We start from the raw sequence: 14,624 nt of genomic DNA, 5'->3' as shown, positions 1-14,624 counted from the left end.
AAAAAACGATTGCGTTCGGCAATCGTTTTTTTTCGTTTCAGTACGAAATCGAGTCAGTGAATGTAATTGGCTGTTGGGAGGATCAGATTTTTGCCGATTAGATTTGCAGAAATCGGCTTTTTCCCGATTTCTCGTGCCCATATCGATAGCTGTCCGACATGGTGGATTTCATGAGCGATCATGTGCCGCATAATTTCACCCCATGTGTACGTAGCGATGCTGCCGTCTGGCTTCGTATCTTGAAAGGCTCTTGTTTCCATGCTTTCATCCCAATTGCGCAAAAATTGAAGCACATCCGGGCGAAAAGTCGTCTCCAGCTCACAAACCTTTTCCAACCGGTTGTAGAGGTTGAAGCTTTCTTGAAAATCAGGCCTTCCCAGCATGACTTGAATCCAGCTCCACTCCACATCAATGACATGGAACAGGGTATGCAAAATACCCCCGACACCTCCGATGCGCGGACGAAGCAATTCTTCTATCGGAACGTCCTCACACCATTTCAGCCATTCTTCACGAACTATCCAATTGTACTCAAACATGGTTTTAATAGAAATCACTCCATTTTCAAAGGTTAACTTGTGATCACCTGCGTGCATACCGTGCGATTACTGATAGTGTGATTGTTTTTCATCCGTCATCACTCCTTTCGATGCTTATGATATTCGCAAATCCTTTGGGAATTCCTGCCTGGCTTGCCTTGATGCGATCAGATGCGCCATAAAAGAAACCCCCAAACGAGAGAGCTAGAGCCAGCTTCTTTCGATGGGGGTTTTTGCAAGAGAGGGATCAGCCTCCCTGATTGCTTTGTGTATTAAAGTACTGGACAATCCCTTTGAACAGACCTTCTGCGGCAAGATCCTGCTGTTTCTCGGAACGTGCGCGAATCTCATCGTTGTAGTTGGATAAGAAAGAGATCTCGGCCAAAATGGATGGCACCGGGTTTTCGCGTAGAACGAAATAGTCTCCGTACCGATAATTCATGTCCTTGTAGCTCGTCGCTTTCACCAGTTCTGTTTGAACGAGGGAGGCGAGCTTGCTAGAGTTACCTTGGCTGTAGTAGAAAATAATCGAGCCATTCGTTGCAGAGTTTGGATGCGTATTATGATGGACGCTGACAAAAATATCAGCCTGATTTTGAATCGCGATGTCGACGCGCTGTTGCAGGGTCAGTTTGCGATCATCAGCCCGTGTCATGATGACTTTGGCACCTGCTGCTTCCAACTTGTTGCGCAGGAGCAGAGATACTTGCAGATTGACCGTTTTCTCTAAAGTAGAGAAGCTGGAGCCAGTCGAACCACCATCTGTGCCACCATGTCCAGCATCAACAACGATGACTTTACCGGCAAGATCGTTACTGCGTACCACTGCTGGCGCACCGTTAGCTGAAACGAGCCAGCCTGCAATGTAGCCAGTGGAGCCGTCAGGGAAGTTTACTTGGAACCACTCGCCTGATTTATTGGCAATCCCGTATTTCTCACCAGGCTGTACCTGTTTGATAACAGCGTGATCGGTACTCGGACCAGAACGAACATTGGTATCTGGATTCATGACCGTCACGTAGGGGCCATTCGGAGTAGGCATGCTTGGTCGGTCCACCGTAATGTGCTGGCCTGCCACCCAGCCAGTTTTTCCGTCCGCCGCTTTGATGCGGTACCAGTCTCCTTGTTTTTCCAAAACAGTCAGCTTGCTTCCGACGGGAAATGTAGTTTGAATGGCACTGCTTGTGTTCGGTTCACTGCGCAGATTCAATCCGTCGGTTTTTACTGTGGCGGTTTGACTTGAAGAGGACGGTTGTCCAGTCTGAGGTTGCGTGTTCCCATTTCCATCTTCAGGCAGGGTCGGCTGACCTGTGTTCGGGTTGGTTTGATCGGTGGAGAGCCAAGCATTGACTCCATCGTAAGGAAATTGAATCCAACTATTTTGTCTGTTCAAGACCGTGATTTTCTCGCCCGCATGTAGTTGACCGATTGCAGGTGTACTGGCATCTGGCGTGGCGTATACGTACGGAGCGAAATCCAAAGTTAGGCTGGTTCCTTGTAGTGCAGGAGGCTTCGGTTGTGAGCCAGTGCCCGCTGGATTGGTCGTTGGAGGCGTACTACCTGTAGAGGGAGGAGAAACTGCTTGTCCCGTACCTACTTCTTTTACAAGCCAGTTTGCGACCCAGCCTTTTGTTCCTGCGTTGAGTTGAATTTGGATCCATTCGCCACTCGTTTGCACGATGGGGTAGCGTGTTCCTGGATTGATGGTTTGTACGACTGCATATGTTTGACCTGGTCCAGAACGAACATTGAGATTCGTTGTGGTGCTCTCCACTTGCTTGGTAGATACAGCTGCTGGTTTCTGTTGTTGTTGCTGTGTGCTGACGAGCCAGTTCGCTACCCAACCGCTTTGACCGTTCGGAAGCTTTACTTGAATCCAGTCATTTTTGGTGGAGATGACGGGTAGCACAGTTTTGTTCGGCAGTGAAGTGACGATAGCGTCTTGGAGGCTGGGACCTGAACGGACATTGAGCTTGTCCACGGTGACCTGAACAGAACCGGCGGCCCAGGCTGCAGAAACGGGGAGGGAAATGGCACAGACGACAGTCAGGAGACTCCTCAGGATCTTTTGACGAACAAACACGATAGACATCCTTTCCGAAATACGTAGCTTTTTGAATTCAATGCGATCTTGATCTTGCATGTTTTTGCCAAAATAATCACTTCGCTATTTCTCCTGCTTTTTCCTGCAAAATACGACAAGGTTCTGCATGGGTTCCCTGATTGCTTTTCAGCTGGCAAGGCAATACTAGATTTTACTAGATGCTAGCGCACGCAGCTTTTCAGGAGGAATTTATCGTGAGACAGTCAAAGAAGGAAACATTTGCGCAAGGATTGAATCGGCAGTTTTTGTCTGTTGATTTTCAAGACGATTTAGAGAAAGAAACGTCACTACAAAATGCGGAAATGGCCCAAGATTTTCATCCGGGCTTGCGGGATATCCAACACCCCCGGCAGAAACGGACATAACCGTTTTTACCACCTTGCACACGATGCCACAACTTGTCTAGTTGACCCAAGTAATTCTCGTCGGCTATGATGAGGAGTGGCATTTTTGAAAAAAGCAGGTGAACTCCATGATACAGATGATATGTGAGGGACACGCATTCGAGCGGGAACTCTCCTTAATTCTCGCGTTATTTTATGAAGATCCAACGCTCACTTTTGTACCCGAGTGGACAGATGAGGCTGATTTGAAAATCAAGCTGGCATTGACCGTGCGTGAAAATGGAGTCGTAGCTTCGGGAGAGTTATACGATGGCAAGCGAAGCATCTCCCATCAGGTGGAGCGTGACTACGTAGCACGTGATGAAAAAGCGATGAAAAAGACGACCAAGCAAGCTCTTTGCTATGCGTTGTTATTGATGCTGGAAGAATACACGGGCATGGAGCAAGGCTGGGGAATTTTGACCGGGATACGCCCGACGAAACTGTTGCATCAGTTGAACGCGGCCGGTGTAGACAGACAGGAAGCACACAAGAAATTGCAGCAGGATGTGATTTTGCGTCCATACAAGCTAAAGCTTTTGCAAGAAATCGTAGACAAGCAGCTGAACGTCGTGCCTGATTTGTATCAGATTGACCGCGAGCTATCGGTCTATATCGGTATCCCATTTTGTCCGACGAAATGTGCGTACTGTACGTTTCCTGCTTACGCGATTCGCAGTCATACGGCTTCGGTTAATCCGTTTCTCGAAGGTCTCCATTACGAGATGGAGCGGATGGGGGAGTGGCTTCGGGCGAATGACCAACGGATCACGTCCATTTATTTCGGCGGCGGAACCCCTACGAGTATTACCGCAGATGACATGAATCAGCTGTTTGAGACGATGCATCGTTCGTTTCCACACATGGGAGATGTGCGTGAGTTGACGGTTGAGGCGGGAAGACCCGACACGATTACACGCGAAAAGCTCGATGTTATGAAGCGGTGGGAAGTGGATCGGATCAGCATTAATCCACAGTCGTTTACGCAGGAGACGCTCCAGGCAATCGGACGTCACCACACCGTCGAAGAGACGATTGAGAAATACCATCTGGCTATGGAGATGGGCTTGACAAATATTAATATGGACCTGATCATCGGGCTGCCAAACGAAGGTGTATCCGAGCTGGCACACAGTCTCCAAGAGGTAGAAAAACTAATGCCTGCCTCGCTGACGGTGCATACGCTATCTTTCAAGAGAGCATCTGAGATGACGCAAAACAAAGACCGTTATAAGGTCGCCAGTCGCGAAGAAATTAGTAAGATGATGGAGATGGCCTCTGATTGGACAGCAGCGAACGGTTATGACCCGTACTATTTATATCGTCAGAAAAACATTTTGGGAAATCTGGAGAATGTCGGGTATGCCAAGCCAGGGCAGGAAAGCATCTACAACATCATGATCATGGAAGAGGTACAAACCATCCTTGGTCTCGGCTGTGGGGCGGTATCCAAGCTGATGGCTCCAGGAAGTGGCAAGCTGACGCGTTTTCCGAATCCCAAGGACCCGAAAACGTACAATGACACGTACAAGGTTCTGGTTGAAAACAAGCTCCGTGATTTGGATGAAATCTATTCGGGTGTGAGACTGGCTGGACAGGTATCTGGCAAGTAAGTGATGGATATACTTGTTCATAATAAAAAAAGTTTTATTTGAGCGCCTGTTGACGGCTGTTGGCGGGTTTGCTATGATTCACATTAAGCTTTTTTATTGAATAAGAAATGATCTGATGACGGGAACAAGTATCCAGGAACCGGATGCCCAGAGAGAAAGCGCCGTGGCTGAGAGTGCTTTCGTATAACGGCTTGGTGAATGACATCCCTGAAGACCGCAGTGAACGGCTGAAAGAAATCTCTTTCCCCAGTAACTGGCAGGCGTGTGCCGGCGTTAACGGCTAATAAGTGGGATAGCCTTTTGAGATATAGGGCTATTCAAACAGGGTGGCACCACGGGAGTATAACCAGTCTCTCGTCCCTGACATGCGGCGATTTGCTAAATGTCAGGAGACGAGGGGCTTTTTTATTTGTTCATAAAGAAAGGTTCCTTGATCCTGAAGGTTTGGCTTTAGCCCGAGTTTTTGAAAAGACATGGAGGTTCGAGAGGAATGACAAGAATCCAGATCCCACGCGGTACGCAGGATATCATGCCTGGTACTGTAGAGCTGTGGCACTACGTGGAGGCCAAGGCCCGCGATCTGTGTCGCCGCTCCAATTACGCGGAAATTCGTACGCCGCTGTTTGAGAGCACAGAGTTGTTCCAACGGGGTGTAGGCGAGACCACGGATATCGTGGAAAAAGAAATGTACAGTGTAGCCAATCCGCGCAGTACGGATGCTCTCACGCTGCGTCCAGAAGGGACAGCGGGTGTTGTTCGCTCCTACGTGGAAAACAAGCTGTACGGTGTGCCTAATCAGCCTACCAAGCTGTACTACTTAGGACCGATGTTCCGTCACGAGCGTCCGCAAGCAGGCCGCTATCGCCAATTCGTCCAATTCGGTGCAGAAGCGATCGGTTCAAGCGATCCAGCGATTGATGCAGAAGTCATTGGCCTTGCGATTCGTCTGTATCAGGAGCTCGGATTGACAGGACTTTCTGTGGAGTTGAACAGCGTAGGTACAGTCGAAGACCGGGCACGTCACCGTGAGCATTTGCTCGCACATTTGAACGGCGTTCGCTCTGAGCTGTGCGAGGATTGCCAGTCTCGCATCGATCGCAACCCGCTGCGCGTACTCGATTGCAAAAATGAAACATGCAAAAGACTGACGATGGACGCTCCGTCCATTTTGGACTACTTGAGTGAAGAGTCCGCGGCACACTTCGAAGCCGTACAAAACTACTTGACCGCACTGGATATTCCGTTTCATGTAAATCCACGTCTGGTTCGCGGCTTGGACTACTACACATTGACCGCTTTTGAAATCAAAATGGCGGAGATCGGTGCGGTAGAAACACTTTGTGGCGGTGGGCGCTACAACGGACTGGTTGCAGAGCTGGGCGGCGACGATATGCCGGGCATTGGCTTTGCACTCAGTATCGAGCGTCTGCTGTTGGCTCTGGAAAAGCAAGGTGTTCAACTGCCAATCTCAGGTGGCATCGACTGCTTCGTAGTGGTGCAGACACCAGAAGCGAAAACAACAGCTTTCGTCCTCGTTGACCAATTGCGCCAAGCAGGGATTGCGGCTGAGCTGGATTATCTGGATCGGAAAATGAAAGCACAGCTGAAGCAGGCAGGTCGTCTACAGGCACGTTTTACGGCGATTATTGGTGAGTCTGAATTAACGAACGGCACGGTTGTTCTAAAGGAAATGGCAACAGGTGAACAACAAGAAGTGAAACGCGAGGAACTCGTTGCGGTACTCGCTGCAAAAGCAAATCAATAATACAAATCGTTGGGGGAAATGATCATGTCTTGGCAATATCGCACCGTACATGGTGGAGAAGTAACAACAGCACACGTTGGGCAGGAAGTCGTACTGAACGGATGGGTACAAAAGCGTCGCGACCTCGGAGGCGTCATCTTCATCGACTTCCGTGACCGTACTGGCATCGTCCAAATCGTATTCAACCCGGAGTACAACAAAGAAGCTTGGGAAGCGGCTGACAAGGTTCGCAGCGAATACGTATTGGTTGTAAAAGGGAAAGTGGTAAACCGTGCACCGGAAGCAGTCAATCCAAAGCTGAAAACCGGAGAAGTAGAAGTGCACATCTCTGAAATTGAAATCTTGAACGATGCAAAAACGCCTCCGTTCCTGATTGAAGATGAGATCGATGTAGATGAACAAGTTCGTCTAAAATACCGCTACCTCGACCTGCGCCGTCCAGAAATGCAGCGCTCCCTGCTTTTGCGTAGCAAAGCAGCAAAAGCTTTCCGTGACTACCTAGATGAGAACAACTTCCTAGAAATTGAAACACCAATTCTCCAGAAGAGCACTCCTGAGGGCGCACGTGACTACCTCGTGCCTTCCCGTGTACACCCAGGCGAGTTCTACGCACTGCCGCAATCGCCACAGCTGTTCAAACAGCTTTTGATGGTATCCGGTTTGGAGCGCTATTACCAAATCGCTCGTTGCTTCCGTGACGAAGACCTGCGTGCTGACCGTCAGCCTGAATTTACCCAAGTGGACATTGAGACCTCTTTCCTGTCTATGGAAGAAATCCTGCCAATGATGGAAAAGATGGTCGCTCACGTATTCAAGCAAACGGTTGGCGTAGACGTACCGACTCCATTCCCTCGTCTCACGTATGCGGATGCCATGGCGCGCTACGGTTCTGACAAACCAGACGTACGCTTCGGCATGGAGCTGACTGACGTATCCGACCTGGTTGCGACAAGCGACTTCAAGGTGTTTGCAGCAGCAGTAGCGGGCGGCGGACAAGTAAAAGCGATCAACGCAAAAGGTTGCGGGCACTACTCCCGTAAAGAAGCAGACGACCTGGGCAAATTCGCTTCCCGTTATGGCGCGAAAGGCTTGGCTTGGATCGGCTTCAAAGACGGAGAGGTCAAAGGGCCAATTGCGAAATTCTTTAAAGAAGAAGAGCTTAACGAGATGAAAGCACGCTTGGCGGTAGAAGAAGGCGACCTGCTCCTGTTCGTTGCTGACAAACCAAAAGTAGTAGCAGATGCACTGGGTGCTCTTCGCTCCAAGCTGGGTGCTGAACTTGGTCTGATTGACCAAAGCCAGTTCGCATTCCTATGGGTAGTAGACTTCCCGCTGGTTGAGTGGGATGAGGATGCAAAACGTTACGTTGCCCTGCACCATCCGTTCACGCGTCCAAAAGACGAAGACCTGCACCTGTTCGACACCGATCCAGGTCAAATGCGCGCACAAGCGTACGACATGGTTCTCAACGGATACGAGCTCGGCGGAGGTTCCATGCGGATCTTCAAGCGCGAAGTCCAAGAAAAAATGTTTACCGCACTTGGCTTTACACCAGAAGAGGCGCGGAAACAATTCGGCTTCCTCATGGATGCTTTCGAGTACGGTACGCCTCCACACGGTGGAATCGCTCTTGGCTTGGACCGTCTGATCATGCTCTTGGCTGGACGCACCAACCTGCGTGAAGTCATCGCATTCCCGAAAACAGCAAGTGCGAGCGACCTGATGGTAAACGCTCCAGATGTAGTAGACGGGAAACAATTGAAAGAGCTGTCCATTGCAACAATTGTCACAGAAGAAGAAAAGGTGGAAGCGTAATCGACTTGCGCAACTGCATTGCTCTTTGATACATTGGTAATACTATGATGAAAGCCCTGCGATGCTCGTGACATCCGATAGTTTTGAGCCACAAAGTTTGTTTAGGGAGTTTTTCGTCCGTGATTGTAAAGGCATGCCTCCTTAGAGTGGACGTCTGTAACAGTTCGGCAAGACACCCACCTGCGATGAGCAGGTTCAAAACTAAGGAGTAACACGACATAATGGGGCTCCTTTTTTCTATTTCAATCCTACTTTTCCGATTGACTATAATCCAGCTTGCGAATGAAAGGTGACACGAAATATGCTTCATCAATTTTCTCGTTGTGAATTGGCCTTCGGTCCCGAAGGTTTGGAAAAAATGAAAAATAGCTGCGTTGCTGTATTAGGAATTGGCGGAGTAGGTTCCTTTACAGTGGAAGCACTGGCGCGTACAGGTGTAGGCAAGCTCATTTTGGTAGATAAGGATGTAGTAGACATCACAAACATCAACCGCCAAATCCATGCGACGCTGAACACAGTCGGTCAAAAAAAGGCTGAGCTTATGAAGGAGCGCATTGCGACGATCAATCCAGAGTGCGAGGTCGTAACTCTTCATATGTTCTACAATGAAGAAACAGCGGATGCGCTGTTCGAGCATGAACTGGATTACATCGTGGATGCGATGGATACCATGTCTGCGAAGCTCCATGTGATTAAGGAAGCGAAACGTCGCAATATCCCTATTATTTCTAGCATGGGTGCGGCCAACAAAATGGACCCGACCCGTTTTGAGGTTGCCGATATTTCCCAAACGAGTTATGATCCGATTGCAAAGGTCATTCGTCGTGAGCTGCGGAAAAGCGGTATCTACAAAGGGGTAAAAGTTGTCTATTCCCGTGAGATTCCCGTAACCGTACGTGTAGATGTACGCGAACAGATCGTTTCCAACCCGGATTCACCGATTAGTAAAGTGCGGATGCCTCCAGCGAGCAATGCTTTCGTGCCTTCTGTAGCTGGTTTAATTTTGGCCAGTGTAGTGGCAAGAGATATTTTGGAGTGGCAGCCTGTAAAAGGATAGTGGGACATGGATGATTTATTCACGTTTGCCTATGACCAGCAGGGTGGCGGCAAACAGAAGCCATTGGCTGCACGAATGCGGCCGCAAACGATTCAGGATGTAATCGGGCAATCGCATATTTTAGCTCCTGGAAAGCTGCTTCGACGCGCGATTGAAGCAGATCAAGTGTCCTCTGTCATTTTTTACGGACCTCCGGGAACAGGGAAAACAACACTGGCAAAAGTCATTGCCCGAACCACACGTACGCATTTCTCCGAGTTAAATGCCGTTACGGCTGGTGTCGCTGACATCCGCAAAGTGGTAGATGCAGCGAAAGAACGGCTCGTTATGGACAGTCAGCGGACAACCTTGTTCGTAGACGAGATACACCGCTTCAATAAATCACAACAGGATGCCCTTCTTCCTTATGTGGAGGAAGGCACGATTATTTTGATCGGCGCTACGACGGAGAATCCTTTTTTTGAGGTGAATCCGGCGCTTTTGTCGCGTTCACAAGTATTTTCCCTTCAATCGCTTTCTCATGAGGAATTAAAGCAGGTTATGGATCGGGCACTTACTGATGAAGAAAACGGATTGGCGGAGCTATTTGTCACTGTAGAACCGGAAGCGGCAGAGCATTTGGTTCAATACGCAGAAGGGGATGCCAGACGTTTGCTCAACGCATTGGAACTGGCGGTGACAACGACGCAACCAGGAGCGGATGGACGCATTACGGTGACATTGGACGTCGCCGTGGAATCCATTCAGCGCAGGGCTGTGCGCTATGATAAGAGTGGGGACAATCATTACGACACGATCTCCGCTTTTATTAAATCCATTCGTGGTTCTGATCCGGACGCAGCTCTTTACTGGTTGGCGAGAATGATTGATGCCGGAGAAGATCCGCGGTTCATTTCTCGCCGCTTAGTTATTTCGGCTTCAGAGGACATCGGAAATGCTGACCCGCAAGCGATCACAGTTGCGATGTCCTGCTTTCAGGCGGTAGAATTGGTGGGGATGCCTGAAGGGCGTATCCCTTTAGCACAAGCGACGACGTACCTAGCGACCGCCCCCAAAAGCAATGCCGCTTACAACGGAATTAATTCTGCGTTGGATCGTATCCGAACAGATGGTCACAAGCAAGTGCCGATTCATCTGCGAGATTCTGCTTACAAGGGAGCTGCGAAGCTGGGACACGGTCAGGGATATCTGTATCCGCATAACTATCCATATGGGTATGTACCTCAACAGTATCTGCCTGACGGTGTAAACTACTCGTTCTACCAGCCAAAGGATCACGGCTATGAGCGTCACATTCGCCGCTTTCAGGAAGAAAGACAGAAGATGGATGAACGTGGATTGCCAAGGAAAAACTCCCCCGAATAATGGGGGAGCTAACATGTTAAGTGCGGACATTTCCGCCTGGTTTATTGGGCAAATCACCGTTTTCATTCGGCTGTTTGCTCTGCTCACTCGCACCGTAACGGGCTTTGTGAGCAATCGTGCCTGCGGGTTGGTCGTACAAGGTTTCGGACGGGTGGTTGGGACCTCGTTCCGAGCGTTTGTTCGTTGTCATCTGCATATCACCCCCTAAGATGTTAGTGTGTCCCTCGATACAGAAGACATGTAGGGGGCGGGCGCGTATTACCGATACAAAGAGGAGAGTTGTTAACGTGAAGATTTCAACGAAAGGACGTTACGGGCTGACAATCATGATGGAATTGGCCAACCGTTGCGGAGAAGGGCCGACTTCCCTGCGGAGCATCGCCCAAAAACACGATTTGTCCGAGCATTATTTGGAGCAATTGATTGCACCTCTGCGTAACGCGGGTTTGGTAAAGAGCATCCGTGGGGCATATGGCGGTTATGTTCTGGCGAAGCAGCCGGATGAGATTTCTGCTGGCGATGTGATTCGCGTGCTGGAAGGACCGATCAGCCCTGTGGAATTTGCAGAGGAAGAAGACCCGGCTAAGCGTTTTTTATGGCTGCGTATTCGGGATAGTATTTCTGCTGTTCTGGATTCGACATCCCTTCAAGACTTGATCAGTTTTGAGGACGATAGTCCTGCCGATAATTATATGTTTTATATCTAGAATGTAAGAGGTTGTTCAAAAAGTCGTCTTTTGATCACGAAGTAGCTCAGAAAGCTAATTCGACATCGAATATGGCGTTCACCTCCGAAGTCCGGTGCTCATGTAGATTACCTACACTCCGCTCCTCCTTCGTTCTTGTTCTCGCCATCTTCTCGGTGCTAAAAAGCCGACTTTTTGAACACGTACTATAAGTTGGTAGAAGGTGACAGCATTGTCAGAGCGAATGTATTTTGACCATGCAGCTACTACGCCCGTACATCCGCGTGTAGTTGCTGCTATGACTCCCTATTTGACTCAAGTGTACGGGAATCCATCCAGTGTCCATGGTGCAGGTCGCGAAGCACGAAAAGCGTTGGAGCATGCGAGAGACACGATTGCCGACTTTATGGATGCTGATCCGCAATCGCTCATCTTTACGAGTGGCGGGACAGAGGCGGACAATATGGCAATCATCGGCGCCGCAATGGCACAGCGCGAACGTGGTCGTCACGTCATCACTACGCAAATCGAGCACCATGCAGTCTTGCATGCTTGTGAATTTTTGGAGCAGGCAGGATTTGAAGTGACGTACTTGCCTGTTGACCAGACAGGCATGGTCCGCTTGGAAGACCTGAAACAAGCGGTTCGTCCGGATACGGTACTGGTGTCTATTATGTACGGCAACAACGAAGTAGGAACGATCCAGCCCATCGAGGAAATGGGTACCTTTCTGCGTGAAAAAGAGATTGTTTTTCATACAGATGCCGTACAGGCTTTTGGTGTACTGCCTGTCCATGTACGAAAGCTGCCTGTTGATATGCTCTCGGTATCCGCCCATAAAATTAATGGGCCAAAAGGAGTCGGCGCTTTGTATTTAGCGCGTAAGGTTCCGTTTTCCCCGATTCTGCACGGCGGTTCGCAAGAGCGCAAGCGCAGAGCAGGAACGGAAAACCTGGCCGGAATTGTTGGGTTTGCCGAAGCGACGAGGGTCGCTGGCGAGGAAATGGCGGAGCGAGTTGAAAAGTATGAGCAGATGAAAGCAGCGATGATCGCAGTCTGGCAGGAAGCAGGAATTACGTTCTGCCTGAATGGACATCGCGAGCAGGCATTGCCACATATTTTAAATGTGTCCTTTCCTGGTGCCCATACAGAAACCATGCTGATGAATCTGGATATCGCCAAGATTGCAGCAGCGAGCGGCTCAGCTTGTACATCCGGATCACTAGAGCTGTCACATGTTCTAAAAGCAATGCACTTGGACGAGAAGATTGCTCTTTCAGCCATTCGTTTCAGCTTTGGGATTACGAATACGGTGGAAGAGGCGAAGGAAGCTGCTACAGCGGTTGCTGCGATTGTGAAGCGTTTGGTACGCGAATAACGAAGGATGAAAGCCGTTTGGATGAAGCCAAGCGGTTTTTTCATTGGAGCAAAAGTGGGTTTCTTATTGGAGTTTGTGGTGAATTGTGGAAGAGGATGGTAAAATGATGCTGTAGTACTAATCCTGAAGAACTACTATACAATTCGGATCATCCGATAAGGAGAGGACTTTCATGTTGGCCAGACGCTACTCTATTCGCTACAAACTGGTGTTTACAATACTCATCCTAACCATGCTTCCATTAATGGTCGTCGGCTATATCCAATTTGAAAATGCGCGCAGCGCGCTATACAAGCTCGCTGTATCTGACTTGCAATACATAACGGAAATAAAGGCACGCGAGCTGGCTGATTACACGCAAGAGGCAACAAATAGTGAGCGGAACAGACAGAACATTAACGAAATAATACGAGAGGTGGCCGAAAAATATTACAAGCCAAATGGCATGGTTGGCTACGCCTATATCTTGGATGCGAGTGGAATCGCCATCTTTCATCCAGACCCGAAAGTTGAGAATACCTCTTTGGCGAATGAACCATTCACGCAAGTCATGCTCGCTCAAAAAAACGGCTGGATCGAATATGAATTCGGTCGCTCTACCAAAGTGGCGGCGTATAAGCAGCTGCCGAACGGGTGGATTCTTGTTATTGGCAGCTACGAGAATGATTTGCTGACGACGATTGAGAGCAGTCGTCCCATGATGTTTCTCCTCAGCCTGATAAGTGCTAGCTTAGCGCTGGTTACTGGCATTTTTATTGTCAACAAGCTAGTACGACCGCTAAATGAGCTGGTATCGGCAATGAAACGTGCAGAGACAGGAGATTTGACCGCGCAAGTGACTGTTCGTTCCCGGGACGAGCTTGGGGAATTATCGTCGATGTACAATGAGATGATGGGAGTATTTCGCAGTATGGTCAACGAGGTGCAGCGAGTAGCCCAGCAGGTCGCGGCAGCGTCGGAAGAATTAACAGCGAGTGCGACAGAAAGTGCGCGTGCTTCCGAACAGATTTCCATCGCTTCCTCGGAAATCGCTACGGGTTCCGAACAACAAAAACAAACGGTTACGGATACGGTACGCTTTTTATCTCGCATCGGTGGAGATATCCAACTCATTGCGGCCTCGACTTCTCAAGTCAATGCTGATGCGACAGACGCGAATCGATTGGCACAGGTTGGGGAAGGCAAGCTGCACGAGCTCGTACAAGAAATGGATCAAATCACGGATCACGCCCGTCGTACAGAGCAGGTTATCCGCGAGCTGGGCTCTCAATCGGAGCAAATCATCGGTATCATCACGATCATTCGTCAAATATCTAACCAGACGAATCTGTTGGCTTTGAATGCCGCCATCGAGGCTGCACGGGCGGGGGAACAGGGACGTGGCTTTGCGGTTGTGGCTCAAGAGGTGCGTAAGCTGGCTGAGCAATCGGGTGCAGCTGCAGAAGAGATCGCAGGCTTGATTCATACGATCCATACAGATATTCTCGCGGCTGTAACGGAAATGGGAACGACTGCTGTCGCTATCCAGAATGGACGCGAAGGAGTGGCGCAGGCAGGAGACAGCTTCCAGCAAATCTTGGTGGCTGTTCAAGACGTCAGCCAGCAAGTACATCGTATGAACGATGCAGCCCAAGCGATTCATCGCGATACAGTTCAATTGGTGAGTCACTCCGAAAAAATTGCTGGACTTGCGGATACTGCGGCCAGAGATACACAGGAAGTGGCAGCAGCGTCCGAAGAACAGTCAGCAACGTCTGAGGAAATGACGGCAGCATCCGAAACGCTTGCGAAAATGGCGGAGCAGTTGTCAGAACAAGTAAAACGATTTACAATTTAAGACGAGCCTATGAGAAATCCACTTTCCAAAAGAAGTGGATTTTTCCTTTCTGGAACGGTTTTTTATGTAAGGAGGCGTTTAG

12 protein-coding genes, 1 other RNA gene and 1 other annotated feature are annotated in these 14,624 nt (G+C 49.4%); of the genes, 10 read left to right on the top strand and 3 right to left on the bottom strand.

What is annotated here, in order from left to right; translation table 11 throughout:
• Positions 1–53 precede the first annotated feature (53 nt).
• Together ODZ53_RS15095 and ODZ53_RS15090 are read right to left on the bottom strand one after the other, a co-directional pair.
• Positions 54–548, bottom strand: a complete 495-nt coding sequence (locus tag ODZ53_RS15095; RefSeq protein ID WP_372678376.1) for a DinB family protein — start codon at positions 546–548, stop codon at positions 54–56.
• A gap of 238 nt (positions 549–786) precedes the next feature.
• On the bottom strand, positions 787–2,631 hold the full coding sequence (locus ODZ53_RS15090) for an N-acetylmuramoyl-L-alanine amidase family protein (RefSeq protein WP_372678374.1): 1,845 nt from the start codon (positions 2,629–2,631) through the stop codon (positions 787–789).
• 206 nt (positions 2,632–2,837) lie between these two features.
• Here ODZ53_RS15090 and ODZ53_RS15085 point away from each other — a divergent pair, with 206 nt between their 5' ends.
• From ODZ53_RS15085 to ODZ53_RS15055, 7 genes are all read left to right on the top strand, one after another.
• Positions 2,838–3,008 carry a hypothetical protein gene (locus ODZ53_RS15085; RefSeq protein WP_016739239.1) on the top strand — a complete coding sequence of 57 codons (171 nt, stop codon included), beginning with the start codon at positions 2,838–2,840 and terminating at the stop codon, positions 3,006–3,008.
• 107 nt (positions 3,009–3,115) lie between these two features.
• Positions 3,116–4,639, top strand: coding sequence for a coproporphyrinogen III oxidase (locus tag ODZ53_RS15080; protein WP_372678034.1), 1,524 nt, complete (start codon positions 3,116–3,118; stop codon positions 4,637–4,639).
• A 106-nt stretch (positions 4,640–4,745) separates the two neighbouring features.
• Positions 4,746–5,004, top strand: a binding site (T-box leader).
• A gap of 125 nt (positions 5,005–5,129) precedes the next feature.
• Positions 5,130–6,404, top strand: coding sequence for a histidine--tRNA ligase (gene hisS, locus ODZ53_RS15075; protein WP_372678032.1), 1,275 nt, complete (start codon positions 5,130–5,132; stop codon positions 6,402–6,404).
• 24 nt (positions 6,405–6,428) lie between these two features.
• Positions 6,429–8,219 carry an aspartate--tRNA ligase gene (gene aspS / locus ODZ53_RS15070; RefSeq protein WP_372678030.1) on the top strand — a complete coding sequence of 597 codons (1,791 nt, stop codon included), beginning with the start codon at positions 6,429–6,431 and terminating at the stop codon, positions 8,217–8,219.
• Positions 8,220–8,269: 50 nt separating this feature from the next.
• Positions 8,270–8,451, top strand: a non-coding RNA gene (ssrS, locus tag ODZ53_RS15065) — 6S RNA.
• Between the two features lie 69 nt (positions 8,452–8,520).
• Positions 8,521–9,276 (top strand): tRNA threonylcarbamoyladenosine dehydratase, encoded by a 756-nt coding sequence (locus tag ODZ53_RS15060; protein ID WP_064200784.1) that lies wholly within the window; start codon positions 8,521–8,523, stop codon positions 9,274–9,276.
• 6 nt (positions 9,277–9,282) lie between these two features.
• On the top strand, positions 9,283–10,641 hold the full coding sequence (locus tag ODZ53_RS15055) for an AAA family ATPase (RefSeq protein WP_012685607.1): 1,359 nt from the start codon (positions 9,283–9,285) through the stop codon (positions 10,639–10,641).
• A 16-nt stretch (positions 10,642–10,657) separates the two neighbouring features.
• On the opposite strand, the gene ODZ53_RS15050 is transcribed toward ODZ53_RS15055, so the two are convergent.
• On the bottom strand, positions 10,658–10,831 hold the full coding sequence (locus ODZ53_RS15050) for a hypothetical protein (RefSeq protein WP_016739245.1): 174 nt from the start codon (positions 10,829–10,831) through the stop codon (positions 10,658–10,660).
• A 97-nt stretch (positions 10,832–10,928) separates the two neighbouring features.
• Between ODZ53_RS15050 and cymR the strand changes: the two genes are divergently transcribed.
• From cymR to ODZ53_RS15035, 3 genes are all read left to right on the top strand, one after another.
• Positions 10,929–11,348, top strand: coding sequence for a cysteine metabolism transcriptional regulator CymR (gene cymR, locus ODZ53_RS15045; RefSeq protein ID WP_137029833.1), 420 nt, complete (start codon positions 10,929–10,931; stop codon positions 11,346–11,348).
• Between the two features lie 211 nt (positions 11,349–11,559).
• A complete protein-coding gene (locus ODZ53_RS15040; protein ID WP_372678027.1) occupies positions 11,560–12,705 on the top strand; it encodes a cysteine desulfurase family protein in 1,146 nt (381 codons plus the stop codon).
• A 172-nt stretch (positions 12,706–12,877) separates the two neighbouring features.
• Complete coding sequence (locus tag ODZ53_RS15035; protein ID WP_372678025.1) at positions 12,878–14,542, top strand: methyl-accepting chemotaxis protein; 1,665 nt, start codon at positions 12,878–12,880, stop codon at positions 14,540–14,542.
• The last annotated feature ends 82 nt before the right edge of the window (positions 14,543–14,624 follow it).

It is taken from the genome of Brevibacillus sp. BD137 (genome assembly GCF_041644655.1).
GTDB lineage: Bacteria > Bacillota > Bacilli > Brevibacillales > Brevibacillaceae > Brevibacillus > Brevibacillus brevis_D.
This window is presented reverse-complemented; position numbering and strand designations above follow the sequence as displayed.